21 protein-coding genes are annotated in these 21009 nt (G+C 70.7%); 17 read left to right on the top strand and 4 right to left on the bottom strand.

Features of this window, described 5'->3' with window-relative positions; translation table 11 throughout:
- Window positions 1-20: 20 nt before the first annotated feature.
- From ACSC1Q_RS16225 to ACSC1Q_RS16180, 10 genes are all read left to right on the top strand, one after another.
- Entirely contained in the window at window positions 21-554 is a 534-nt protein-coding gene (locus tag ACSC1Q_RS16225; RefSeq protein ID WP_436759526.1) for a MarR family winged helix-turn-helix transcriptional regulator, read from the top strand.
- 158 nt (window positions 555-712) lie between these two features.
- The gene (gene icmA, locus ACSC1Q_RS16220; RefSeq protein ID WP_436759525.1) at window positions 713-2380 is read left to right on the top strand and encodes a coenzyme B12-dependent isobutyryl-CoA mutase large subunit; all 1668 of its coding nucleotides are present in this window, start codon (window positions 713-715) and stop codon (window positions 2378-2380) included.
- A 46-nt stretch (window positions 2381-2426) separates the two neighbouring features.
- Complete coding sequence (locus ACSC1Q_RS16215) at window positions 2427-3368, top strand: tetratricopeptide repeat protein (RefSeq protein WP_436759524.1); 942 nt, start codon at window positions 2427-2429, stop codon at window positions 3366-3368.
- A 219-nt stretch (window positions 3369-3587) separates the two neighbouring features.
- Window positions 3588-5000 (top strand): NAD-dependent malic enzyme, encoded by a 1413-nt coding sequence (locus ACSC1Q_RS16210; protein ID WP_350973689.1) that lies wholly within the window; start codon window positions 3588-3590, stop codon window positions 4998-5000.
- 175 nt (window positions 5001-5175) lie between these two features.
- On the top strand, window positions 5176-5754 hold the full coding sequence (locus tag ACSC1Q_RS16205; protein ID WP_350973560.1) for a YqgE/AlgH family protein: 579 nt from the start codon (window positions 5176-5178) through the stop codon (window positions 5752-5754).
- Window positions 5755-5855: 101 nt separating this feature from the next.
- Window positions 5856-6107, top strand: a complete 252-nt coding sequence (locus tag ACSC1Q_RS16200) for a DUF3039 domain-containing protein (protein ID WP_436759523.1) — start codon at window positions 5856-5858, stop codon at window positions 6105-6107.
- A gap of 369 nt (window positions 6108-6476) precedes the next feature.
- Entirely contained in the window at window positions 6477-7247 is a 771-nt protein-coding gene (locus tag ACSC1Q_RS16195) for a zinc metalloprotease (RefSeq protein ID WP_436759522.1), read from the top strand.
- The gene (locus tag ACSC1Q_RS16190) at window positions 7244-8635 is read left to right on the top strand and encodes an MFS transporter (RefSeq protein WP_436759521.1); all 1392 of its coding nucleotides are present in this window, start codon (window positions 7244-7246) and stop codon (window positions 8633-8635) included. Before ACSC1Q_RS16195 ends, ACSC1Q_RS16190 begins: the two co-directional genes overlap by 4 nt.
- Window positions 8636-8733: 98 nt before the next feature.
- A complete protein-coding gene (locus ACSC1Q_RS16185; RefSeq protein WP_436759520.1) occupies window positions 8734-9597 on the top strand; it encodes a hypothetical protein in 864 nt (287 codons plus the stop codon).
- Window positions 9598-9766: 169 nt separating this feature from the next.
- Window positions 9767-11518: a DEAD/DEAH box helicase gene (locus tag ACSC1Q_RS16180; protein ID WP_436759519.1), complete on the top strand. Its 1752-nt coding sequence runs from the start codon at window positions 9767-9769 to the stop codon at window positions 11516-11518.
- Window positions 11519-11809: 291 nt separating this feature from the next.
- Here ACSC1Q_RS16180 and ACSC1Q_RS16175 read toward each other — a convergent pair whose 3' ends face one another.
- Window positions 11810-12547 (bottom strand): hypothetical protein, encoded by a 738-nt coding sequence (locus ACSC1Q_RS16175; protein WP_436759518.1) that lies wholly within the window; start codon window positions 12545-12547, stop codon window positions 11810-11812.
- Window positions 12548-12746: 199 nt separating this feature from the next.
- On the opposite strand from ACSC1Q_RS16175, the gene ACSC1Q_RS16170 reads away from it, so the two are divergent.
- On the top strand, window positions 12747-13532 hold the full coding sequence (locus ACSC1Q_RS16170) for a hypothetical protein (RefSeq protein WP_436759517.1): 786 nt from the start codon (window positions 12747-12749) through the stop codon (window positions 13530-13532).
- Window positions 13533-13540: 8 nt separating this feature from the next.
- Here the strand turns inward: ACSC1Q_RS16170 and ACSC1Q_RS16165 are convergent, their stop codons facing one another.
- Both ACSC1Q_RS16165 and ACSC1Q_RS16160 read right to left on the bottom strand, forming a co-directional pair.
- On the bottom strand, window positions 13541-14116 hold the full coding sequence (locus tag ACSC1Q_RS16165) for an isochorismatase family protein (RefSeq protein WP_436759516.1): 576 nt from the start codon (window positions 14114-14116) through the stop codon (window positions 13541-13543).
- A gap of 4 nt (window positions 14117-14120) precedes the next feature.
- Window positions 14121-15398, bottom strand: a complete 1278-nt coding sequence (locus ACSC1Q_RS16160; RefSeq protein ID WP_436759614.1) for a nicotinate phosphoribosyltransferase — start codon at window positions 15396-15398, stop codon at window positions 14121-14123.
- Between the two features lie 52 nt (window positions 15399-15450).
- Here ACSC1Q_RS16160 and clpS point away from each other — a divergent pair, with 52 nt between their 5' ends.
- From clpS to ACSC1Q_RS16130, 6 genes are all read left to right on the top strand, one after another.
- Window positions 15451-15738 carry an ATP-dependent Clp protease adapter ClpS gene (gene clpS / locus ACSC1Q_RS16155; RefSeq protein ID WP_436759515.1) on the top strand — a complete coding sequence of 96 codons (288 nt, stop codon included), beginning with the start codon at window positions 15451-15453 and terminating at the stop codon, window positions 15736-15738.
- 79 nt (window positions 15739-15817) lie between these two features.
- Window positions 15818-16342 carry a DUF2017 domain-containing protein gene (locus ACSC1Q_RS16150; protein ID WP_436759514.1) on the top strand — a complete coding sequence of 175 codons (525 nt, stop codon included), beginning with the start codon at window positions 15818-15820 and terminating at the stop codon, window positions 16340-16342.
- A 21-nt stretch (window positions 16343-16363) separates the two neighbouring features.
- Window positions 16364-16780 (top strand): M67 family metallopeptidase, encoded by a 417-nt coding sequence (locus tag ACSC1Q_RS16145; protein WP_436759513.1) that lies wholly within the window; start codon window positions 16364-16366, stop codon window positions 16778-16780.
- Window positions 16781-16932: 152 nt separating this feature from the next.
- A complete protein-coding gene (locus tag ACSC1Q_RS16140; protein WP_350973581.1) occupies window positions 16933-17070 on the top strand; it encodes a hypothetical protein in 138 nt (45 codons plus the stop codon).
- 87 nt (window positions 17071-17157) lie between these two features.
- Entirely contained in the window at window positions 17158-17436 is a 279-nt protein-coding gene (locus tag ACSC1Q_RS16135) for a MoaD/ThiS family protein (RefSeq protein WP_030906436.1), read from the top strand.
- 139 nt (window positions 17437-17575) lie between these two features.
- Complete coding sequence (locus ACSC1Q_RS16130) at window positions 17576-18523, top strand: PLP-dependent cysteine synthase family protein (protein WP_436759512.1); 948 nt, start codon at window positions 17576-17578, stop codon at window positions 18521-18523.
- 268 nt (window positions 18524-18791) lie between these two features.
- Here the strand turns inward: ACSC1Q_RS16130 and ACSC1Q_RS16125 are convergent, their stop codons facing one another.
- Complete coding sequence (locus ACSC1Q_RS16125; RefSeq protein ID WP_436759511.1) at window positions 18792-20699, bottom strand: DUF3352 domain-containing protein; 1908 nt, start codon at window positions 20697-20699, stop codon at window positions 18792-18794.
- Window positions 20700-21009: the final 310 nt, after the last annotated feature.

Raw genomic sequence — 21009 nt, 5'->3', positions numbered from 1 at the left:
ACGTATACGGGCGAATCGGGATGAGGCCGCGCTACCGTAGCCCTGTGGTTACAGGTCAGCTGAATCTCCCGTTTGACCCCATCGAACGTGCCGCGGAGACGTGGCGCGTTCACTTCGGGCCCTCCTCGGCCATGGCCGCCGTCACATCGATCATGAGAGCGCACCAGATCCTGCTGTCGCAACTGGACACGCTGCTCAAACCGCATGACTTGACCTTCGCCCGGTACGAGGCACTGGTGCTGCTGACCTTCAGCAAGGCGGGGGCGCTCCCGCTCTCCAAGATCGGTGAACGGCTGATGGTCCACCCCACGAGCGTGACCAACACCGTGGGCCGCCTGGAACGTGCCGGTCTGGTGCGGCGCATGCCCAACCCCCGCGACGGCCGGGGCGTGCTCGCCGAGATCACCGACAAGGGCCGCGAGACCGTACGGAGGGCGACCGCCGACCTGATGGAGGCCGACTTCGCCATGCCCATGTACGACGAGGCGAGGCTGGAGCAGATGTTCGACCTGTTCAGGACCCTCCGCGTGGCCGCCGGCGACTTCCGGCACTGACGGCGGCGCCTCGCGTCGCGGTCCCTTTCTCTCCCCGGATCCGCCCTCGTGTGGACCCGTACGGCCTCGTGCCTGGCCAAGAATTAGTAGGACGTCCTAGTATCTGCATGAGGCCACAAGCCGGATAAGAAGCCACATGCCGTACAAGGGGGTTGGCCATGGACGCTGAGCGGGTCGAGGCGGGACGGGCACGCTGGCAGGCGCGGTTCGACGGGGCGCGCAAGCGCGAGGCGGAGTTCCGCACCCTCTCGGGGATCGACGTGGATCCGGTCTACGGGCCCGAGGGCGCCGACGCGCGCATGGAGCGCATCGGCTGGCCGGGCGAGTACCCGTTCACGCGTGGCCTGCACCCCACCGGCTACCGGGGCAAGGCGTGGACCATCCGGCAGTTCGCCGGGTTCGGCAACGCCAGGCAGACCAACGAGCGCTACAAGATGATCCTCGGCGCGGGCGGCGGCGGCCTGAGCGTCGCCTTCGACATGCCGACGCTGATGGGCCGCGACTCCGACGACCCGCGCTCGCTCGGCGAGGTCGGCCACTGCGGCGTGGCGATCGACTCCGCGCTGGACATGGACCTGCTCTTCGACGGCATCCCGCTCGGCGACACCACCACCTCGATGACGATCAGCGGCCCGGCCGTCCCGATCTTCTGCATGTACGTCGTCGCAGCCGAGCGGCAGGGGGTGCCCGCCGGGAAGCTCAACGGGACCCTGCAGACCGACATCTTCAAGGAGTACATCGCGCAGAAGGAGTGGCTGTTCGCCCCCGAGCCGCACCTGCGGCTGATCGGCGACCTGATGGAGTTCTGCGCCACCGACATCCCCGCGTACAAGCCGCTCAGCGTGTCCGGCTACCACATCCGCGAGGCCGGGTCCACGGCCGCCCAGGAGCTCGCCTTCACGCTGGCCGACGGGTTCGGCTACGTGGAACTGGGCCTGTCGCGCGGCCTGGACGTCGACGTCTTCGCCCCCGGCCTGTCCTTCTTCTTCGACGCGCACATCGACTTCTTCGAGGAGATCGCGAAGTTCAGGGCCGCCCGGCGGATCTGGGCGCGGTGGCTGCGCGACGTCTACGGCGCGAAGACCGACAAGGCCCAGTGGCTGCGCTTCCACACCCAGACGGCCGGGGTGTCGCTGACCGCGCAGCAGCCGTACAACAACGTGGTCCGGACCGCGGTCGAGGCGCTCGCGGCGGTGCTCGGCGGCACCAACTCGCTGCACACCAACGCGCTCGACGAGGTCCTCGCGCTCCCCTCGGAGAAGGCGGCGGAGATCGCGCTGCGCACCCAGCAGGTGCTCATGGAGGAGACCGAGATCGTCAACGTCGCCGACCCGCTCGGCGGGTCCTGGTACGTGGAGGCGCTGACCGACCGGCTGGAGGCCGAGGCCGAGGCGATCTTCACGAGGATCAGGGACATGGGCTCGGACGGCACGATGACCTCGGGCATCCTGCGCGGCATCGAGGACGGCTGGTTCATGTCAGAGATCGCCGAGGCGGCCTTCGACTACCAGCGCAAGCTGGAGAAGGGCGAGAAGAGGATCGTCGGGGTGAACCGCCACACGGCCTCCATCGACGAGCCTCTGGAGATCCTCCGGGTCAGCCACGAGGTCGAGCGCGAGCAGAACCGCGTCCTGGCCGAACGCCGCGCCGCCCGCGACCAGGCGGCCGTGGACGCCGCCCTGGCCACGATGGTGCAGGTCGCCAGGGGTGAGGGCAACATGATCCCCGCCATGCTCGACGCGGCCAGGGCCGAGGCCACGCTGGGCGAGATCTGCGACGCGCTGCGCGACGAATGGGGCGTCTACACCGAACCCGCTCGCTTCTAGCGACGGCGCGTCGGGGCATCGACCGGGATACGGCAGGATTGGAGTCATGAGCCCAGCGGACTTCACTCGACCCGGATCGCTCTACGGCGCCGTCGATCTCGGCGCCCGCAAGCAGGCACTAGAGGCACAGGCGCGGCGGGAGACCACCGCGCAGGAAACCGGCGGTGTTCCGGCGCCGGTCATCGACGTCGACGACGCCAACTTCGCGACCGAGGTCGTCGAACGCTCCATGAACGGCCTCGTGCTGCTGGAGCTCACCGTCACCCGCGCCGAGCAGGCCAAGCAGTACAGCCAGCTGCTGGAGAAACTGGCCGCGGAGAACACCGGCCGGTGGCTCCTGGCCAGGGTGGACGTCGAGCTCAGCCCGCAGATCGCCCAGGCGCTCCGGGTGCAGAACGTGCCCGCCCTGTACGCGATCTTCCAGGGGCAGCCGGTGGCCGTCGTCCCCGGCATCGCCACCGAGCCGCAGCTGCGCGACTGGCTGTCGCAGCTGATGGAGGCGCTCGCCCAGTACCTCCCGCCCCCCGGTGAGGAGGCCGCGGGCGGTGAGGAGGAGCAGCAGCCTCAGGAGCCCCCTGTCGACCCGGACGTGCTCGCCGCCGAGCAGGCCATCGACGCCGGCGACCTCGACGGCGCCGTGGCCGCGTACGAGCGGCTGCTGGCCCGATCGCCCGGCAACCAGGACGCCAAGCTGGGCCTGGCCGGCCTCGGCCTGATCCGCCGCACCCAGGACGTCGACCCGGCCGGCCTGCAGAGCCGCCTGGCCGACCCCGCCGACGTCGAGGCCCAGCTCCTGGCCGCCGACTTCGAGATGCTCTCCGGCGAGGTCGACAAGGCCTTCGACCGGCTCGTCGACGTGGTGCGCCGCACCTCGGGCGCCGACCGCGACACGGCCAGGGTGCACCTGCTCGGCCTGTTCGACACGCTCCCCGGCGACGACCCGTCCATCGGCAGGGCCCGCAGGAACCTGGCCAGCGCCCTGTTCTGAGCGTTCTCCGGGCGTTCTCCGGGCGTTCTCCGGGCGATCGGCGGCCCCGGCACCCGGTTCCCGGCCGGTTCACGGCCCGGCTCGGGTGCCGGGTGGCACGGGCGCGTCGTGACCGCATCTATATGCGCAGGTCCGCCGACCAGGGCGCGCACACTCGTCATGGGATGGCACGATGGAAACCATCCCAACCAAAGTCAGTCGCAAAGGAGCGGATTGGCTGTGGCCACCGTGCCGAGTGTGTCGTACTCCATCACCGTGCGCCTGGAGGTGCCCGCCGGCGGCAATGCCGTCAGCCAGCTCACCCACGCCGTAGAGTCAGCCGGAGGTGTGGTCACCGCGCTCGACGTGACCACGGCCGGACACGAGAAGCTGCGCATCGACGTCACCTGCGCCGCGCGTGACACCGATCACGCGCAGGCGATCGTCGACAAGCTGGAGGGCGTCGAGGGCGTCGTCATCCACAAGGTCTCGGACCGGACCTTCCTCATGCACCTCGGCGGCAAGATCGAGATGCGGTCGAAGGTGCCGCTGCGCAACCGTGACGAGCTCTCGATGGCCTACACCCCCGGCGTCGCCCGGGTCTCCATGGCCATCGCCCGCAACCCCGAGGACGCCCGCCGCCTCACCATCAAGCGCAACACCGTCGCCGTCGTCACCGACGGCTCGGCGGTGCTCGGCCTGGGCAACATCGGCCCGGCCGCCGCGCTCCCCGTCATGGAGGGCAAGGCCGCGCTGTTCAAGCGGTTCGCCGACATCGACGCCTGGCCGATCTGCCTGGACACCCAGGACGTCGACGAGATCGTGCGCACGGTGCAGATCATCGCCCCCGGCTTCGGCGGCATCAACCTGGAGGACATCTCGGCGCCGCGCTGCTTCGAGGTGGAGCGGCGGCTGCGCGACCTGCTGGACATCCCGGTCTTCCACGACGACCAGCACGGCACCGCGATCTGCGTGCTGGCCGCGCTCACCAACGCGCTGCGCGTGGTCGGCAAGGACCTGGGCGAGGTCCGCATCGCCCTCGCGGGCGCGGGCGCGGCCGGCACGGCGGTGCTGCGCCTGCTGCTCGCCGCGGGCGCCCGCAACATGGTCGTCTGCGACTACCTGGGCGCCGTGCACCGCGGCCGCCAGGACCTGGACGACTCGCTCCAGTGGATCGCCGACCACACCAACGCCGAGGGCTACTCCGGCGACCTGCGCGGCGCGGTCAAGGGCGCCGACGTGTTCATCGGCGTGTCCGCGCCCGGCATCCTCAACGGCGACGACATCGCCTCGATGGCCAAGGACGCCGTGGTCTTCGCGCTCGCCAACCCCGAGCCCGAGGTCTCGCCCGACGACGCCCGCGAGTACGCCGCCGTGGTCGCCACCGGCCGCTCCGACTACCCGAACCAGATCAACAACGTGCTCGCCTTCCCCGGTGTCTTCCGCGGCCTGCTCGACGCCCAGGCCACCGTGGTCAGCCAGGAGATGCTGCTCGCCGCCGCCAAGGCGCTGGCCGCCGTGGTGACCGCCGAGGAGCTCGGCCCCAACTACATCGTCCCCAGCGTGTTCCACCCGGACGTGTCGGGCGCCGTCGCGGCGGCCGTGCGCGAGTCGGCCGGTGGCCGGGCCCGTACGGGCATGACGGAGGCGTGACGGAGGTGTGACGGAGGCGCAGAGCCCTTCGCGCCGCCCGCCTCGCGCCCGCCTCGCTCCGTGGAGTGCCCTCGCGTGCGCGTCACGTGACGCCGCGCGAGGCCGCGTGAGGCCCGAATCATCGGAAGAGCGGGGGGAGCAGCGCGAAAGGGGGTTCACCCCTCATGATGGAGGTATGGCGGAGGCGATCTACGTCGGTGGGCTTCTGGTGGCGACCCCGCAGCTGGAGGATCCCAACTTCCGGCGCAGCGTGGTCCTGGTGCTGGAACACGACCTCGACGGCGGCACCCTGGGCGTGGTGCTCAACAGACCGAGCGACATCTCGGTGACCCAGGTGCTCCCCACCTGGGACACCATGGTCACCGGCCCGTCCGTGCTGTTCCAGGGCGGCCCCGTCCAGACGGACAGCGCGCTGGCGCTGGCCGCCGTCCCGAGCGGGCAGGAACCGCTCGGCTGGCGGAGGTTGCACGCGGGCACCGCGGCCGTCTCCAGGCTCGGCACCGTCGACCTCGACGCGCCGCCGGAGATCCTCGCCGGGGAGATCGCCCAGATGCGCATCTTCGCGGGGTACGCGGGGTGGTCGGCGGGCCAGCTGGAGAGCGAGATCGGCGAGGGCGCCTGGTACGTCGTGGACGCGGAGCCCGGCGACACCTTCCACCACGAGCCCGAGTCGCTGTGGCGGGCGGTGCTCCGCAGGCAGCGGGGCGAGCTCGCCTACGTGGCCACCTGTCCCGACGACCCGTCGATGAACTAGCCGCACGACGCCCCTTCCGCGCTCCCCTTCCGCGCCCTCCTTCCGCGACCCACCGGCCGCCGGTGCCCCGGGCACGGTGGTACGGGCATAAAATCGCCAGGGTGAGTACGAAGATTCTCCCTGAGAGCGACGTCCGCCCGGACCTGTCGCACGGCGACGGCGACCACGAGCGCTTCGCCCACTACGTCGAGAAGAACAAGATCATGGAGAGCGCGCTGAGCGGGACCCCGGTCCGCGCGCTCTGCGGGAAGGTCTGGGTGCCGAACCGCGACCCCCAGAAGTTCCCGGTCTGCCCGGAGTGCAAGGAGATCTACTCGGGTCTGCCGAAGGGCGAAGACGGCGACAACGAGTGAGTGTTGCTCATGGGTGATCGCCACAGATGAGGCTACGGTCGGGATGCCGCCGGGGGGCGGCGAACGACCAGCGTCTGGGATCTGCCGGGGGAGTCCATGTTCGGGCGTGCGATCGCCGTTGTGTCCGCATGCCTGTTGACGATGGGCGCCGCTCCTCCCGTTCCTCCGGGCGTTCCGGCCGCTCCGGACATTCTCGGCGGGACGGCGGCTCTGGAGGTCTCGGCCGCTCCGGAGGTTCCCGGTGGGACGGCCGTCGCGTCCGGGTCACCGGGGTGCGCCCACGCCTCCCGGGCCTCTCAGGCCCTCCGGGCCTCTCACGCCTCCCGGGCCGCCCGCTCCGTGGCGGCGGAGCACGCGCGGGCGCCGTTCATGCCTCCGTTACCGCCGGTGCCGTCCGCGCCGTCACCCGCGCACGCCGCCGGGCTGCGCGGGCCGAGCCCGCTCCCGCGCGTGCTCGCCATCACCGTGCCCACCTGGGTGCACGTCATCACCGACGGCCGCCTCGGCGCGCCCGACATCGCGGTACGCGCCCAGATCGCCACGCTCAACGCCGCCTACTCCGGAAGGTTCGGCGGCGCGGACACCGGGATCCGGTTCAGGCTGGACGGCGTCACCCGTACCGCCAACGCGGCCTGGTTCCGCGAGCCCGTCACCAACGAGCGGGCGATCAAGCGGATGCGCAGGGGCGGCCCCGAGACCCTCAACCTCTATCTCGCCCAGCTCGGCGAGCTGGTGCTCGGCTACTCCACCTACCCCCACGGCTACGTCAAGGAGCCTGCCCTCGACGGCGTGGTCGTCGACTGGCGGAGCCTGCCCGGCGGGGCGATGCGCAACTTCGACCGGGGATACACCGGCGTCCACGAGATCGGGCACTGGCTCGGGCTGCTGCACACCTTCGAGAAGGGCTGCGATCCGCTGGGCGACAGCGTGGCCGACACCGAGCCCGAGGGGCAGCCCACCGAGGGCTGCCCGCTGGTCAAGGACACGTGCAAGGGCGGCGGGCCCGACCCGGTCCACAACTTCATGGACTACTCCGACGACCGGTGCATGTCCGGGTTCACCCCTGGTCAGGCGGTCAGGATGCAGGAGATGTGGGCCGTCTACCGGGGCCGGGGAGCGGACACTACCCTTAACGGGTGACAGCACCGAAGACAGCAGACGCTCCATACGAATCCCCCCGGATCTTCGGTCCCGAATACCGGACCGCCTCCCTGGGCATCCTGCTCGTCGTCACGCTGATCGCCTTCGAGGGCATGTCCGTGGGCACGGTCATGCCCGCCGTCTCCAAGGACCTCGACGCCCTCGACCTGTACGGGGTGAGCTTCTCCGCCTTCCTCATCGCCGGCCTGCTCGCCAACGTCGTCGCCGGGCTCTGGTCCGACCGGCGGGGGCACGCCTGGCCGTTCCTGCTCGGCGTGGGGCTGTTCACGGCCGGTATGGCCCTGGCGGGGGCCGCCGGGTCCAAGGAGCTGTTCATCGTCGCGCGGGTCGTGCAGGGCCTCGGCGGCGGCGCCGTCATCGTGGCGATCTACGTGATGATCGCGCGGGTCTACGTCCCGGCGACCCGGCCCCGGGTGTTCGCCGCGCTGTCGGCGGCCTGGGTGCTCCCCGCCCTCGTCGGGCCGGGTCTCACCGGGCTCATCGCCGAGACCGCGGGATGGAGGTGGGTCTTCTACGGCATCGTGCCGCTGGTCGTCCCCGCCCTCGTGATGCTCCTGCCCGCGTTGCGCATCGGCGGGCACTCCCCGACGCCCACGCCCTCCACGGGACCACGCTCCAGGCCGCTCGCGATGACCCTGGCCGCCACCGCCACGGCGTGCGGCGCCGGCGTCCTGCTGTACGGGGTGAGCCACCTCCACGACACCCCGGTACCGGGCGGGATCGCCACCGCCGCCGGGCTGGCCGTCCTCGCCGCGGGCCTGCCGAAGCTGCTGCCTCCCCGGGCCCTCAGGTTCGGCCGCGGCCTGCCCACCACGATCATGATGCGCGGGGTGCTCGCCTCGGCGTTCTTCGGGGTCAACTCCTTCATCCCGCTGCTCCTCACCGAGGTGCACCGCTTCTCCGTCGCCGAGGCGGGGGTCGCGCTCACCCTCGGCGCCCTGGGCTGGACCACCGGCTCCTACCTGCAGACTCGCCGCTCGTACGACAGGCCGCTGCTGGTGAGGATCGGCGCCGCGGCGATCACCACGGGCATCCTGATGACCCTGCTCACCCTCGTGCCCGGGGTCAGCGGCTGGGTCACCGTGCCCGCCTGGGTCGTCGCGGGGTTCGGCATGGGCATCGGCATGACCAGCGTCAACGTCACCGCGATGCGCCAGTCCCCCGACGCGGAGCAGGGCGCCAACTCCGCCGCGCTCCAGGTCGTCGACACCCTGGGCAGCGCGATCACCATCGGCGCCGGCGGGGTCCTGATCAACCTGATCGGCCACGACGACATCGCCACCGGCTACACCACGATCGTCGCGCTGATGGCCTGCATCGGGATCTTCGGGGTCATCGTGGCCCGGCGTATGCGGGACATCCCATGACTCATTGGTCACTCCCGTAACAGTGATCACCCATAGCCGGGTCACGCCGCGGGATGCGTGGTAGGACGGTAGGACCGTCACCGCCGGGAGGAGGTCCCGTGCACGAACGACCTCGCCGGTCGGACCCGCCCGACGAGCCCGGCCGTGGCGGTGGACGCCGGTCCAGGCGGGCCCGCAGGGCCGCGCGGGCGGCCAGGAACGAGGTGTGGCCGTCGGATCCGGACCTCGACGACGAGCGCCGCCCCTGGCCGGCCCCCGAGGACGACGAGTACCGTCCCTGGCCGCCGCCGGAGGACGAACCGCCCGACGCCCGCTCCGGCCTGACGTGGCCTCCCCGCATCCCCGAGCCCGGCGACGACCTCCCGCCCTCGGCCCGCTGGTACGGCACGCCCATCGCGCCCCCCGAGCGCCGTCCGGGGCGCCTGAGGCGCGTGCTGCTCGTACTGCTCGCCCTGGCCGCGGGGGGAGGCGTCATCGCCGGGGTGGTCGTGCTGTCGCTGCGGGCGCTGCCCACCCCGTCGCCGGGGCGGGTGACCGATCCGGTCGCGGGGGTCAGCTACCCGCTGCCCGACCGCTGGCTCTCCGGCACGGTGCCACCGGTCACGGACTTCACCTCGGCCGCGGGCGACGGCGTCAACACGACCGTGATGGTCATGCCCGCCGAGCCGGTGACCGACGTGCGCGCCGCCGCCACCGAGCTCAGCGACCTGTACGCGCGGCTCCTGCTCCACGGCGACGAGCTGAAGGTCGTGGACGACACGGAGATCGCCGTGGGGGCACGCACCGGGCACACCCGCTCCCTGCGCGCGGAGTACCTGGACGTGGTGAACCGGCCCGCGTACCTGCGCGTGGTCTTCCTCACGGGGGCCGGAGGGCGCCCGGTGGTCGTGGTCGGGATGACCCAGCCGGACGATCCCGTGTCGAGGGCCGAGATCGACAAGGTGATCGCGGGCCTGCGCTGAGGGTTCCGGGTCCGTGAGCCCGTGGTTCCGGCTCCGGGAGGCCGCGTCGCCGGGGCCGCGAGCCCGCCGTTCCCGGCTTCGCCGTCCGCTAGCACGAGGAGACGACCTTGGCGAGGATGTCGGCGGATCGGCACGTCTTGTCGGCGGCGCAGATTACCCTGGGGACACTGTGAGCACTTTCGCCGCATCCCACCTCTCGCCCTCATATCCGGACCGTGCCGCCTGGGGCACCGCGCCGAAGCTTCGCGCGTGGCAGCAGGAGGCCTTTGACCTGTACTCCAGCCGTGAGCCACGCGACTTCCTCGCGGTCGCCACGCCGGGTGCGGGCAAGACGACCTTCGCGCTCCGCATCGCCAGCGACCTCCTGTCACGAGGGATCATCCGGGCTGTGACGATCGTCACACCGACGGAGCACCTCAAGCAGCAGTGGGCCGACGCCGCGAGCAAGGTCGGCATCGCGATCGACCCCGAGTTCAAGAACAGCCAGGGCGCCACCTCCCGCGACTACATCGGGGTGGCCATCACCTACGCCCAGGTGTCCATGCACCCGGCGCTGCACCGCGCCCGCACCGAGGCCCGCAAGACGCTCGTGATCTTCGACGAGATCCACCACGCGGGCGACGCGAAGTCTTGGGGCGACGGCGTGCGGGAGGCGTTCGAGCCGGCCGCCAGACGCCTCGCCCTGACCGGCACCCCCTTCAGGTCCGACGTCAACCCGATCCCCTTCGTCACCTACGCCGAGGACGGCGACGGGGTCCGGCGCAGCGTCTCCGACTACTCCTACGGATACGGCCCGGCGCTCGCCGACGGCGTCGTCCGGCCGGTCATCTTCCTCGCCTACGCCGGTGAGATGCGCTGGCGGACCCGCGCGGGCGACGAGATCGCCGCGACCCTCGGCACCCCGCTCACCAAGGACCAGCTCGGCCAGGCCTGGAGGGCCGCGCTCGACCCGAAGGGCGAGTGGATCCGCCAGGTCCTCCGGGCGGCCGACCGGCGCCTGACCGAGGTGCGCAGGGGCGTGCCCGACGCCGGGGCCCTGGTCATCGCGACCGACCACGAGACCGCCCGCGCCTACGCCCGCCACATCCGGACCATCACCGGGGAGGGCGCCACGGTCGTGCTCTCCGACGATCCCACGGCGTCCAAGAAGATCAAGGAGTTCTCCGCCTCCGAGCAGCGCTGGCTGGTCGCGGTCCGGATGGTCTCCGAAGGGGTCGACATCCCGCGCCTGGCCGTCGGCGTCTACGCGACGAGCATCTCGACCCCGCTGTTCTTCGCCCAGGCCGTCGGCCGCTTCGTCCGGGCCCGCAAGCGGGGCGAGACCGCGTCCGTCTTCGTGCCCTCCGTGCCGACCCTGATGGGCCTGGCGGGGGAGATGGAGGCCGAGCGCGACCACGTGCTCGACCGCAAGCCCCCCGAGGAGGGGCTGGACGACTTCCTCCTGGAGGACGCCCAGCGCAAGAAGGACAACCCCGACGTCGTCGGCGACGAGCTGCCGTTCGAGACCCTGGAGGCGGTCGCCACCTTCGACCGGGTCCTCTTCGACGGCGGCGAGTTCGGCAGCGCCGCGGAGACCGGCTCCCCCGAGGAGGAGGACTTCCTCGGCCTGCCGGGCCTGCTGGAGCCCGACCAGGTCCGCACCCTGCTGAGCAAGCGCCAGTCCGACCAGCTGAAGGCCAGGCGCGACAAGCCCGAGCCCAAGGAGCCGCAGCTCGCCCCGCACGAGCTGATCGCCAACCTCCGCAAGGAGCTCAACGGCCTCGTCGGCGCCTGGAACCACCGCACCGGCCAGCCCCACGGCGTCATCCACGCCGAGCTCCGCAGGGCCTGCGGCGGGCCCGCCATCGCGCAGGCCTCCGCCGAGCAGATCCAGGAACGGATCGGCAAGATCCGCCACTGGGCCACCCAGCGCTCCCACTGATCGGGTCGCCGGATACTGACTGATCGGGGCACCGGATACCGATCGGATCACCGGATCGGGCGGATTCCCGCCCGATCCGGGTGCTCCTCGCCCGGTCCGGTCATCGGGCCGGGTGATCCACGGCGGCTCCGGCCGGCGGGTCGAGCGGTACCTTGGCCGGGAGTCGAGCGGTCCTCGTCGGTCGGCCGCCGAGCCGGGCGGTCTCCTCCGGTTCCGATCACCCGACCGGCGGCCCGGCGGTCCCGCCGGGCGGGATCAGCGGACCGTAGGGGGTTCCTCCGGTACGCGTCATCAGCGGACCGTGGACGGTTCCTCCGGTACGCGCCCCGGCCGGATGAGGGCGATCGGCCTGCCGGTCCGCCCGTCGATCGCCCTGAACGCCCCCGTGTCGCCTACCGGCGCCGTGAGCGGCACCTCCAGGGAGGCCACGCCACCGGCGACGCTCACGGGCCACGTGGTGGCGTCGGACGAACGGCTCTCCGCCTCGTCCTCGCGCATCCACACCTTGATCGTGCGCTTCCTATGGTGCAGGACCACGGTCGCGGTGTCGCACTCGTCCGCCCTGGCCTTCCAGAAGAGCGTCACGCCGCGCGGCGCGCCCTGGCGGCGAGCCAGCCGCACCCGCTCGGGAGCCGGCATCCGGCCGCGGCAGGAGGTCTCTCGCTCGCCGGACGCGCCTCGCTCGTCCGGCTCGTCCCGGATGAGCGGCTCGACCCGTCCCGCCTGTGCTCCCAGGGTGTCCCGCGCGCCCTGCTGGGCCGCTCCGGGGAGGGGCGTCGGCGGCTGGAGCGCAGGGAACGCCGGGGACGTCGGGGACGGGGGCCGGGACTGTGGCTGGGCCGCCGGGGCCGGGGGGGCGGCGATCGGGGTCCGCGTGGGAATCTGGACGACGGTGGTGGCCCAGATCGTGGCCGTCTCCAGCGCGACCAGCGACAGCACGCTCGTCAACCGCACCAGCGTCCCTCCGCGAAACAGGTTCCACAGGCACAGCGGGGTCAGGATCAGCCAGGAGACGCCGAGCACGAACATATGAGGTCACCACCGGTAGTAAGAAGTCTCAACTCCCCGTGATACTCCTGTCGCAACCGGTGATGGTTCTGTTTGCCCATCCATGCCGATCCGGTAATCGTTCGGATGCTCAGAGTAGGCGTCGTTGGTAACGTGTCGGGGTAACCATCCCGGGCCCTCCGCCGGGTTCCCCCTGTGATGCTCCCAAAGAGGACGAGTGTTGGCCGAGATGATCCGTACCGAGATCCTGGAGTACGTGGCTCCGATGTTCGAGCAGATCATGGCGAGGATGGACACCCTCGCCACCAAGGAGGACGTGGCGAAGTGCGCCACGAAGGAGGACCTCGCCGAGGTCAAGCAGGAGGTCGCCGAGCTCCGGCTCGATGTGGCGAAGTGCGCGACCAAGGAGGAGCTCGCCGAGGTCAAGCAGGATGTCGCCGAGCTCAAGGTGGACATGGCCGAGGTCAGGGAGGATGTCGCCGGGCTCAAGGTGGACATGGCCGAGGTCAAGCAGGATGTCGCTGAGCTCAAGGAGGATGTCGCTGAGCTCAAGGTGGACATGGCCGAGGTTAAACAGGATGTCGCCGGGCTCAAGGTGGACATGGCCGAGGTCAAGCAGGATGTCGCTGAGCTCAAGGAGGATGTCGCTGAGCTCAAGGTGGATGTCGCCGGGCTCAAGGTGGACATGGCCGAGGTCAAGGAGGAGGTGGCCGAGCTTCGGGCGGAGGTCGCGAAGTGCGCGACGAAGGAGGAGCTCGCCGAGGTCAAGCGGGACGTCGCCGAGCTCAGGGTGGAGGTGGCGGGGGTCAAGGAGGAGCTGACCGAGGTCAAGGTCGAGGTGGCCGGGGTCAAGCGGGACGTCGCGGCCCTGGCGGAGGACATGGTCGGGGTGAAGCGCGACATGAAGGTCATGGCGGGCGACATCGGTGAGTTGAAGGAGAACTACCGCACCATGGACGGGAAGCTCGACAGGATGATCCTCTTTCTGGGGATGCCGGCGAGCTGAGAGGACCGTCAGGCCGGGCGGACCACGGGAGTGCCCGTGAGGCGGGCTCCGGCGGAGCCGAGTTCGGCGAGGGCGGCCTCGGTGGTCGGGGCGGACACCCCGGCGGTGAGGTCGAGCAGCACCTGGACGGACAGGCCGTGCGCGACCGCGTCCAGGGCGGTGGCCCGCACGCAGTGGTCGGTGGCGATGCCGACGACGTCCACCGCGTCCACGCGGCGCTCGCCGAGCCAGTCGGCCAGGCTCGTACCGTCGGCGGTGGCGCCCTCGAAGCCGCTGTAGGCGCCGCTGTGGGCACCCTTGCTGAACACCTCCTCGACGCGTGAGGTGTCGAAGGCGGGGTGGAAGCCGGAGCCCGGTGTCCCGGCGACGCAGTGGACGGGCCAGGTGCTCACGTAGTCGGGTTCGGCGGCGAAGTGGGAGCCGGGGTCGACGTGATAGTCGCGGGTGGCCACGACGTGGTCGTAGCCGTGTGAGGCGGCGTGCAGGGAGATCGCGGCGGCCACCTCGGCGCCGCCGCCGACCGGAAGGCTGCCGCCCTCGCAGAAGTCGTTCTGGACGTCGACGATGATGAGTGCGGTTGGCATGCGGTCAGTCAAACACGGTGGGGATCGCGGCGTAGCCCCGGGACAGCTGATAGGCGTTCGAGGGCAGCTCGGCGACGGCCTCGCGGTGCCGGACGCGGGCCGCGTCCAGCTTCTCGCGGCCGACGATCTCCCCCGCCCTGACCAGCGGAACCTGCAGTGGGCGGGCGCCCGAGGGGGTCTCGCCCGAGACGGTGACCAGCTCGGCGACCGCCGTGCCGCCGGCGTCGAGCTCGCGGAAGGCGTCCTTGCGCCCGCCCCGGCTGGGCTTGCCCACCGACTTCTTGGCCACCGGCCGCATGACCCCTTCGGCGTCCTCGCGGGCGACGAGCTTGTAGACCAGGGCGGCGGTGGGCGAGCCGGAGCCGGTGACCAGCGACGTGCCGACGCCGTAGCCGTCCACGGGGGCGGAGGCGAGCGCGGCGATGGCGTATTCGTCGAGGTCGCTGGTGACGATGATCCGGGTCTTGTGGGCGCCGAGCGCGTCGAGCTGCTCGCGGACCTCGTGGGCGACCTGGGCGAGGTCGCCGGAGTCGAGGCGGACCGCTCCGAGGGAGGGCCCGGCGAGCTCCACCGCGGTCCGTACGGCCCGGGCCACGTCGTAGGTGTCCACGAGCAGTGTGGTGCCGGGGCCGAGGGAGGCGATCTGGGCCTGGAAGGCCTGGTCCTCGGAGTCGTGGAGCAGGGTGAACGCGTGGGCCGCGGTCCCGGCGGTCGGGACGCCGTACTCGTGGCCGGCCATGAGGTTGGAGGTGGAGGAGAACCCGCAGAGGTAGGCGGCCCGCGCCGCGGCCACGGCGGCCGCCTCGTGGGTGCGCCGCGAGCCCATCTCGATGAGGGGCCTGGCGCCGGCCGCGCGGATCATGCGCGCGGCGGCGGTGGCGATCGCGCAGTCGTGGTTGAGGATCGACAGGATCAAGGTCTCCAAGAGCACGGCCTCGGCGAACGTGCCCTCCACCGTCATGATCGGGGAACCGGGGAAGTAGCACTCGCCCTCGGCGTAGCCGTCCACGCTCCCGGAGAACCGGTATCCGGCGAGGAACTCCAGGGTGGGCTCGTCGACCACCTCGTTGTCCCGCAGGAACGCCAGGGACTCCTCGTCGAAGCGGAAGGACTCCAGCGCGTCCAGCACCCGGCCGGTCCCCGCCACGACCCCGTAGCGCCGCCCGCCGGGCAGCTGGCGCGCGAACACCTCGAAAACCGCCCGCCTGGAGGCGGCCCCGCTTCTCAGCGCCGCCTCCAGCATCGTCAGCTCATAGTGATCGGTAAGCAACGCGGTGCTCATGCTCTTTGTCACGAGTCGAAGACTAAGCCCGGGGTAGGGCAGACTGGTGAATGTGGGTAGCACCGCTCCAACGGAGGTCGAGCGTCCGTCAACCGACGTAAGGCCCGATCTGCCATGGTTGACGATCGTCTGGAACGACCCGGTCAACCTGATGTCCTATGTGACGTACGTCTTCCAGTCCGTTTTCGGATACTCCAAGGAGAAGGCGGAGAAGCTGATGCTCGACGTGCACCACAAGGGCAAGGCCGTGGTCTCCAGCGGCACCCGCGAGGAGATGGAGCGCGACGCGCAGATCATGCACTCGTACGGGCTGTGGGCCACCGTCCAGCGGGATTCGTGAGCGCGCGGGCGGCGCTACGGGGTCGTGGCGGGTGGCGGGCGGGTCTCGGGCGGAGTCCGCGAGGAACGGTGGGCGAGAGATGAGTTCGGGGTTCAAGCCGGGGCGCGAGGGCGGTGTGGTCACGGGTTTCGACGCCGCCGAGGTGTCGATCCTGCGCTCGCTGGTCACCCAGATCCTGGGCCTGATAGAGCCGGGGGAGACCGGTGACGACCCCCTGGAGAAGGCGCTCGGCATCGGCGCCTCCGAGCAGTCCAACGACCCGGTGCTGGCCAGGCTGTTCCCCTCGGCGTACGAGGACGGCGAGGCGGCCGCCGAGTTCCGCAGATACACCGAGGCGACGCTGCGCGAGGGCAAGCGGGCCGACGCCAAGACGATGCTCGACAGCGCGGAGCCCGGCCGGGTCGAGCTGACCAGGGAGCAGGCACAGGCGTGGATGCGCGCGCTGAACGACGTGCGGCTCGCGCTCGGCACCCGGCTGGAGGTGACCGAGGAGGTGCACGACGAGATCGCCGACATGTCGGAGAACGACCCCCGATATCCGGCGTATGTCATCTACGACTGGCTGACCTACCTCCAGGACACCCTGGTCCGCGCCCTTTGGTGAGCCCTTTGGTAACTTCCAGTCATGCTCACGATCTCTCGGGAACTGGTCGACAGGATCATCGCGCACGCTCGGGCGGACCACCCCGACGAGGCCTGCGGCGTGGTCGCCGGGCCGGTCGGTTCCGACTCCCCCGAACGGTTCGTCGCGATGGAGAACGCCGAGCGGTCGCCGACGTTCTACCGGTTCGACTCGCTGGAGCAGCTGCGCGTCTGGCGGGAGATGGACGACCGCGACGAGGAGCCGGTGGTCATCTACCACTCCCACACCGCCACCGAGGCCTACCCCTCCCGCACCGACATCTCCTACGCCTCCGAGCCGAACGCCCACTACGTGCTGGTCTCCACCCGTGAGGAGCTGGGGGAGAAGGCCGAGTTCCGCTCGTACCGGATCGTCGACGGCGTGGTGGGCGAGGAGGAGGTGACGATCACCTCCGGGTGACCGTCACCGTCCGGCGCCTCACCGTCCGAAGCCTCGTACCCGGGCCTCGTTTCCCGGCCGGACGGCCGCGCCCGGTGGCGTCCGAGGTTCTTACGGCATCGGTGGCCGGTACGGCCGTGAGGTGAATGGCCCCTTTGGGTAAGCTGGTGAGCATGCCGACCGCCGCCCCGAGCCAGGAGGACGTCGTGCTCTCGCGTCCCGGCCCCCGGGCACGGCACGCGGGTGTCGCGCCCGTACAGAACTTCCTGTTCGCGCACACGCCCTCCGTCGTCGTCTACGACTGTCGCTGACCGGTTTTCCTGGAATCCTCCGGTGCTCGCCGGTGTTCTGATCCGGTGGGCTTTACTCCCATGACGACGCAAGGAGATTGACCCGCGATGGCCATCGAGGTTCGCATTCCGACCATCCTGCGCACCTATACCGACGGTGCCAAGGCCGTCGACGCCAAGGGCGCCACGCTTGAGGAGCTCATCGGCGATCTGGAGGCCCGGCACCCCGGGCTGAAGGAGCGCCTGGTCGACAAGGGCGCGCTGCGCCGCTTCGTGAACGTCTACCTGAACGACGAGGACGTCCGCTTCCTGGGCGGGCTGGAGACGCCGGTCGCCGACGGCGACACGGTCACCGTCCTGCCCGCCGTGGCCGGCGGTTCCCGCTAGCCGCGTGGCGCCGCCCGTCCCACCAGATCGAGACGGGCGGCGCACACCGCGGTTCCGGGGCTGTCACCGCGCGGCACAGGTCTGTCACCACAAGGTCAACCCGAGGCACAAGGTCAACCCGAGGCGGAAGCCGTACACCATGCGTTTTGACTCACTGATCGAATCGGTCGGCCGGACCCCGCTGGTCGGCCTGCCCAGGCTCTCGCCCTCGGAGGACGTGCGGATCTGGGCCAAGCTCGAAGACCGCAACCCGACAGGTTCGATCAAGGACCGCCCGGCGCTGTGGATGATCGAGCAGGCCGAGAAGGACGGGCTCCTCCAGCCGGGCCGCACGATCCTCGAACCCACGAGCGGCAACACCGGCATCTCGCTCGCGATGTCCGCCAGGCTCAAGGGCTACAAGCTGATCTGCGTGATGCCGGAGAACACCTCCGAGGAGCGCCGCCAGCTGCTGCGCATGTGGGGGGCGCGGATCATCTCCTCGCCCGCGGCGGGCGGCTCCAACGAGGCGGTCAGGGTCGCCAAGGGCCTGGCCGCGGAGAACCCCGACTGGGTGATGCTCTACCAGTACGGCAACCCGGCCAACTGGCGCTCGCACTACGAGTCGACGGGGCCGGAGATCCTGGAGGACCTGCCGTCCGTCACCCACTTCGTGGCCGGCCTGGGCACCACGGGCACCCTGATGGGCGTCGGCAGGTTCCTGCGCGAGCGCGTCCCCGACGTGAGGATCGTCGCCGCCGAGCCGCGGTACGGCGAGCTGGTGTACGGGCTGCGCAACGTGGACGAGGGCTTCATCCCCGAGCTGTACGACGCCGACGTCCTGACCACGCGTTTCTCGGTCTCCTCGGCCGACGCGCTCCGGCGCACCCGGGAGCTGCTCGCCGGGGAGGGCATCTTCGCGGGGGTCTCCACCGGGGCCGCCCTGCACGCCGCGCTCGGCATGGCGGCCAAGGCCGTCAAGGCGGGGGAGCGGGCCGACATCGTGTTCGTGGTCGCGGACGGCGGCTGGAAGTACCTTTCCACCGGCGCTTACGAGGGGACGCTGGACGAGGCCGAGGAGCGGCTCGAAGGCCAGCTCTGGGCCTGACCCGTCTCCTGATCCGGGGATCTCCCTGGAATGATCCGCTGGGCTTCGCGCCGTGACGGGGTCGGCGGGAGCGGCCGCGACGACGAGCGGACGAGCGGACGAGCGAATGAGGAAGGGCGGGCGTCCCGGTGGGACGCCCGCCCTCGCCGTCCCCGGATGGGGACGATCCCCGGCCGGGGATCCGGCTCCCCGATCGAACAGGATCAGGGAGCCGGGTGGATCGGGTGGATCAGGTGGATCGGGCCGGTCGGCCGAACGATCGGGCCGGTCAGTTGAACAGGAGCCTCAGCGAGAAGGACGCCTCGCTGCCCGACTGCGTACCGCTCATGCCCACGGCACGGAGCACCTGGAGGTTGGCCTTGTCCTCGCCCTGGAGGCCGTTGAGATAGAGGTTCTCCACCTTGTCCAGGTCGGCGTAGAGCGCGAAGGTCGCCTCACCGGCGTTGGGGATCGCGAGCTGGAAGGTCTCGCTGTCGCCCAGGGCGCCTTCCTTGTTGAGCTCGGCGGCGTAGTCCTGCGCGCTGGCCAGGACGAAGACGCCGTCGCCGGGGACCTTGGCGAGCTGCGGGACGGTCGTCCCGGAGTCCACGAGGAACTTCTCGATCTTGCCGACGACCTCCTGCGCCTTGGCCGGGTCGGTGACGATCTTCGCGCCGATCTTCGGCTGGTTGCCGTCGAGGCCGTTGGAGTCGATGGCGAGGGTGATGTTCTTGCCGAGCAGCGTCACCAGGTCGTCGGGGAGCGCCAGGCCGTACTGCTGCTTGGCCTGGTCGGCGAACTGCTGGACGCCGCCGCCCGCGGCCTGGTCGGCCGACTTCATGACCTGTGCCCACTGCTTGCCGATCACCTCGCCGAGACCGGAGATCGAGATCGCGCCGGCGGTGGAGGCCGGAAGCGTGCCGATCTTGGAGGCCTCGGGGGTGCCCATGTCCAGGCTCTCGGCGCCGCGGCTGATGCCCGCGAGCTCGACGTACTCGCCGTCGAAGCGAAGGGCGCCCGCCACGCGGACGTTCTTGATCTGGGCGAGGGTGGCGGGGTCCTGGGTCGCCAGCTCGGGAGCCAGTCCGGCGATCTTGCCCGCGTCCGCCCAGAAGGAGAGGACGCCGGTCTCGCCGAGGGCGCTCAGGTCGTCGGAGAAGTTGGCGTTCCCCGACAGCGGCTCGGCGGCGACGGCCTTGTCGGCCTCGGCCTGGGTCGGGGCGAGCAGCGCGTAGTCGTCGCGGAACGTGATGCCGTACTTCTCCTCGCCCATCAGCTTCGCGATGCCCGCCTTGGCCTTGTCCTGGTCGGTGACCTGGACGGCCACCACGGCGCCGGGCTCGGCGCCGGCCTTGGCCGGGGGCAGCGCGGCCACGCCGACGCGGACGCCGAGCCACGGCTCGATGTCGGCCGCGTAGTCGACCTTGCTGAGACTGTCGGTGTCCTTCTTGATCAGGTCGAAGATCGCCTGACGCGGGTCCTCGCCGGTGAAGGAGTCCTTGGTGACCGTGAACTTCCTGGCGATGTTGAACAGCGCCACCTTCTGGTTCGCGGCCGGGTCGAGGTCGAGGCGCACGTAGCCGATGGCGTTGCCGGGCAGTACGTCGTGCGGCTGCGCGCCGCCGCCGCTGAGCAGGTTGACCGCGAAGAAGCCGCCACCGCCCACGAGGGCCACGACCAGCGCGGCGATCGCCGCGAGCAGCCAGCCCTTACCGCCGCCCTTGCGCGCGGGGGGCCCGGCCGGCGGCCCGGCGCTCAGGAAGTCGGGACCCTGCTGCCAGTTCCCGCCCTGCTGCGCGTACGCCTGCTGGCCGTAGTTCTGCTGCTGGTAGCCGGGCTGCTGCTGGCCGTACGGCTGACCTGACTGCTGGCCGTAACCCTGCTGGCCCTGCTGCTGGCCGTAACCCTGCTGACCGGCCTGCTGGCCGTAGTTCTGCTGGCCGTACGGCTGCTGCTGCGGCTGCTGGTAGCCCTGCTGGGGGTTCTGCTGCTGGTAGGGCTGGCCCTGCTGCGGGTAGGGCTGCCCCTGCTGGTAGCCGCCGGACGGCTGGGGATATCCGGGCTGGCCGTTCTGCGGATAGGCCTGTGTGTGCGGCTGGTCGTTGTGCTGTGAGCCCTCGTTCCATCGGTAGGCGATCGTCCTGTCGGGGTTCTGACCCGGCGTGGGCGACTGGTCGGGGGGATTGTTGGCAGGCATGATCACTCACAAGGTGGGCTTAGCGGATAGGGAGAAGTTAGTGCACATTGCTAGCAACCCGCTTGCATTGAACTAACTATGTGATTGGTGCATCTAAGCGGGATCAGCTCCTGTTCAACAGTGTTTTATAGGCCATCGTCTGCTTTGTCGGTCTATTCCCGCAGGTCGCTGCCGTCTCTTCCGTACCTCCGTCCCCCGCTTCTTTCCGCGGGCTCCGCCGTCCCGGCTCCGGCGGGCGAGTCATCCGGGGGCGGGGGAAACGAGGGCCGTACGGAATGGGTAAAGTGGCCTTTCTAGAACAAGGTTCGGG

Origin of the sequence: Streptosporangium heterodermiicola (genome assembly GCF_051390675.1) — a bacterium.
Classification (GTDB): Bacteria; Actinomycetota; Actinomycetes; order Streptosporangiales; family Streptosporangiaceae; genus Streptosporangium.
The sequence above is the reverse complement of the archived record's forward strand: the minus strand, read 5'-3'. Positions and strand labels throughout refer to the sequence as shown.

What these genes read in the sequence shown, in the direction of transcription:
- ACSC1Q_RS16130 (WP_436759512.1), top strand. Translation starts at nt 17,576, where the DNA reads ATGCGTTTTGACTCACTGATCGAATCGGTCGGCCGGACCCCGCTGGTC.
- ACSC1Q_RS16175 (WP_436759518.1), bottom strand. Translation starts at nt 12,547, where the DNA reads ATGTTCGTGCTCGGCGTCTCCTGGCTGATCCTGACCCCGCTGTGCCTG.
- ACSC1Q_RS16205 (WP_350973560.1), top strand. Translation starts at nt 5,176, where the DNA reads ATGGCGGAGGCGATCTACGTCGGTGGGCTTCTGGTGGCGACCCCGCAG.
- ACSC1Q_RS16160 (WP_436759614.1), bottom strand. Translation starts at nt 15,398, where the DNA reads ATGAGCACCGCGTTGCTTACCGATCACTATGAGCTGACGATGCTGGAG.
- ACSC1Q_RS16150 (WP_436759514.1), top strand. Translation starts at nt 15,818, where the DNA reads ATGAGTTCGGGGTTCAAGCCGGGGCGCGAGGGCGGTGTGGTCACGGGT.
- ACSC1Q_RS16140 (WP_350973581.1), top strand. Translation starts at nt 16,933, where the DNA reads ATGCCGACCGCCGCCCCGAGCCAGGAGGACGTCGTGCTCTCGCGTCCC.
- ACSC1Q_RS16165 (WP_436759516.1), bottom strand. Translation starts at nt 14,116, where the DNA reads ATGCCAACCGCACTCATCATCGTCGACGTCCAGAACGACTTCTGCGAG.
- icmA (WP_436759525.1), top strand. Translation starts at nt 713, where the DNA reads ATGGACGCTGAGCGGGTCGAGGCGGGACGGGCACGCTGGCAGGCGCGG.
- ACSC1Q_RS16125 (WP_436759511.1), bottom strand. Translation starts at nt 20,699, where the DNA reads ATGCCTGCCAACAATCCCCCCGACCAGTCGCCCACGCCGGGTCAGAAC.
- ACSC1Q_RS16145 (WP_436759513.1), top strand. Translation starts at nt 16,364, where the DNA reads ATGCTCACGATCTCTCGGGAACTGGTCGACAGGATCATCGCGCACGCT.
- ACSC1Q_RS16215 (WP_436759524.1), top strand. Translation starts at nt 2,427, where the DNA reads ATGAGCCCAGCGGACTTCACTCGACCCGGATCGCTCTACGGCGCCGTC.
- ACSC1Q_RS16195 (WP_436759522.1), top strand. Translation starts at nt 6,477, where the DNA reads ATGCCTCCGTTACCGCCGGTGCCGTCCGCGCCGTCACCCGCGCACGCC.
- ACSC1Q_RS16135 (WP_030906436.1), top strand. Translation starts at nt 17,158, where the DNA reads ATGGCCATCGAGGTTCGCATTCCGACCATCCTGCGCACCTATACCGAC.
- ACSC1Q_RS16225 (WP_436759526.1), top strand. Translation starts at nt 21, where the DNA reads ATGAGGCCGCGCTACCGTAGCCCTGTGGTTACAGGTCAGCTGAATCTC.